Origin of the sequence: Piscinibacter sp., assembly GCF_050175855.1 — a bacterium.
Lineage (GTDB): Bacteria > Pseudomonadota > Gammaproteobacteria > Burkholderiales > Burkholderiaceae_C > Piscinibacter.
Genome location: NZ_JBFXIO010000532.1, coordinates 1 through 2838, shown reverse-complemented (window position 1 = coordinate 2838; position 2838 = coordinate 1). Strand labels below are relative to the sequence as shown.

Genomic DNA, 2838 nt, shown 5'->3' with positions numbered 1-2838 from the left:
CGCCACCTCGGCGAAGGCCTCGGTGGTGACGACCACCACGGGCAGTTGCGTGGCCACGGCGTGGCGCAGCGTCGTGGCCAGCACGGTGGCACTGCCCAATCGCTGCGCCAGCTTGTGGTCGGCGCCCAGGAAGCGACTGCCCCGCCCTGCTGCCAACACGATCACCGCCGGCTGCGCCTTCATCGCGCCACCCCTCTTGTTGTGGATTGCACTTGCGCCTCGGCAGGAACTGCCCGCGCGTTACGGACAAGAATGGGTTCGCAACCCACTCCCAGGTAGTGGGACGTTCACCTAAGGCCTTCCCCGTAAGCAGAATTGCCCAACCAGACCTGTCAGGTGGGTTAGCCCTAGCATGGTGCTCCTGCACCGCCGACGAGCCGGATCATGAGTGACAAGAGCCGAGAGATCGCCAACCTTCGCAAGAGCTACGAGCGTGACGAGCTCGACGAGACCGCCAGCGCGGCCGACCCGCTGCGCCAGTTCGAGCACTGGTTCCAGCAGGCGCTCAGCGCCGAACTGCCCGAGCCCAACGCGATGACGGTGGCCACCGTTGCCGCCGACGGGCGGCCCTCCACGCGCGTGGTGCTGATCAAGGGCTACGACGCGCGCGGCATCGTCTGGTACACCAACTACGACAGCCGCAAGGGCCGCGAGCTCGCCGGCAACCCGTTCGCCGCGCTGCAGTTCCACTGGGTCGAGCTCGAGCGCGTGGTGCGCATCGAGGGGCGGGTCGAGAAGGTCAGTGCCGAGGAGAGCGACGCCTACTTCCAGTCGCGGCCGCTCGATTCGCGCATCGGCGCCTGGGCCTCGCAGCAGAGCCAGGTGATCGAGTCGCGCGCCGTGCTGGTGGCCAACGCGGCGCGCTACGGCGCGCAGTTCCTGCTGCAGCCGCCACGGCCGCCGCACTGGGGCGGCTTCCGCCTCGTGCCCGACCGCTGGGAGTTCTGGCAGGGCCGCAAGTCGCGCCTGCACGACCGCCTGCGCTACCGGCTCGAGGCCGGACAGTGGGTGCGCGAACGCCTGGCGCCCTGAGCGACCCGCACCCGGTCTGGCGTCAGAAGCTCACGCGCAGCCCCGCCTTGAGGGCGCGGCCCGGCAACGGCGCGAGGTCACGCACCGACGCGATGCTGGTGGCGCTGCGGGCGAGCACGTCGCCGACGTTGGCCAGCTTCACGAAGGCCAGCGCATCGTGTCCGCCCCACTCGAAGCGCCGCGCGGCGGCCAGGTCGAGCAGCGTGTAGCCGGCCGTGACGGTGTCGGTGGCAGGAACGCGGCTCTGGCGCTGCGCATGCTCGAGCGAGGCCGACAGCCACCACGGGCCATGCGTCGCATCGATGCCCAGGCGCAGCCGAGCCGGCGCCAGCCGCGGCAGCGGCTCGCTGCGGTCGAGGTCGTCGCCGCGCACGAGGTCGAGCTGCGCCTGCAGGTCCAGCGCCCACTCGCCCAGGCCCACGCGGTGCCGGCCCTGCACCTCGACGCCGCGCAGCCGCGCGCGCGCCGCACGGAACACGTACTCCGGCACGCTCTCGACGTTGCCGTCCTCGTCGACCACGTCGATGTCCACGCCGGTGGCCGCCAGCGTGATGAAGCGCGAGAAGCGCGACTCGAAGGCGCCGATGCGCAGTTCGCTGTCGCCCTGCGCCCAGCGCAGCGCGACGTCGAGGTTGCGGCCGCGTTCGACGCCCAGCGTCGGATCGCCGCGTTCGTACGCCCCGGTGGCGGCATGCACGCCGTTGGCATAGAGCTCGAACGAGGTCGGCGCCCGCTCGGTGCTCGCCAGCGTGGTGGCCAGGCTCCAGCCCGGCGCGAACTTCCACAGGTTGGCCAGCGACGCGCTGCGCAGCGAGAAGCTGCGCTGCTGAGCCGGGCCGAACTGCCCGGCCGCCGGGTCGGCATCGCCCGCGGAGGCGACCCGCGCACGCTCCAGGCGCGCGCCGCCGCTGAGCGTGCCCAGCGGCCAGGCGGCTTCCTCGAGCACGAACAGGCCCTGCTTGCGCGTCGTCGTCGACGGCACGAAGGCCTCCTCGCCCAGCGCCGAGAAGTCGCTGTCCTCCCACTGCGCGCCGAAGGCGCCGCGCAGCGGGCCCAGCGGTGCGTGCTCGGCCTCCACGCGCGCTTCGTTGCCGCGGGTGGAGAACACCGTGCCCACCTCGCCGCTGCCCTCGATCTCGCGGTGCTCGTAGACCGTGCGGCCGATCCGGGCGCGCACGCTGCGCAGCGGGCTGTCGGGCATCCGCCACTCGCCGTCCAGCGCGAGGTGGTCGCGCTGCATGCGGATGATCACGTCGGGCTCGGCCACGATCCCGTAGCGGCTGTCGTAGCGGTCGACCGCGATGCCGACGTGCCCGCTGTCGTGGGTGAACGAAGCGCCGAGCGCCCCGCCCTTGGCGCGCGAGGCGGAGTTGCGCACCTCGCGCGTCTCCTCCAGCGGCGCACCGTCCTCCAGCGGCACGAAGCGCGGCACGCGCAGGTTGTCGGTCTCGCGGCCGAACGCGTCGGCGTGCAGCGCCCAGCGGCCGTTGCCGGTTTCCACCAGGGCCGCCGCGCCGCGCTCGCGCTGCGCACCGCCGAAGCGGACCTCCGCCGCGCCCCCCAGCGCCGTCACCGGTGCCTTGGGAATGCGGTTGTCGATCGCATTGACCACGCCGCCGATCGCGCTGCCGCCGTACAGCAGTGCGGCCGGGCCGCGCAGCACCTCGATGCGCTCGACCACCAGCGGGTCGATCGGCACCGAATGGTCGTAGCTCAGCGCCGAGGCGTCGAACGAGTTGCCGGCGTTGGCCAGCATGCGCACGCGGTCGCCGTCCAGGCCGCGGATCACCGGCCGGTTGGCGTTGG

3 protein-coding genes are annotated in these 2838 nt (G+C 72.6%); 1 reads left to right on the top strand and 2 read right to left on the bottom strand.

Annotated features, from left to right (window positions below):
- Window positions 1-183: NTP transferase domain-containing protein (locus AB7U92_RS25240; protein ID WP_428583317.1), on the bottom strand; the 183-nt coding region annotated here is incomplete at its 3' end.
- Window positions 184-384: 201 nt separating this feature from the next.
- Between AB7U92_RS25240 and pdxH the strand changes: the two genes are divergently transcribed.
- Entirely contained in the window at window positions 385-1032 is a 648-nt protein-coding gene (gene pdxH / locus AB7U92_RS25235; protein WP_428583315.1) for a pyridoxamine 5'-phosphate oxidase, read from the top strand.
- A 22-nt stretch (window positions 1033-1054) separates the two neighbouring features.
- On the opposite strand, the gene AB7U92_RS25230 is transcribed toward pdxH, so the two are convergent.
- On the bottom strand, window positions 1055-2838 hold a 1784-nt coding region (locus AB7U92_RS25230; protein ID WP_428583313.1), incomplete at its 5' end, for a TonB-dependent receptor.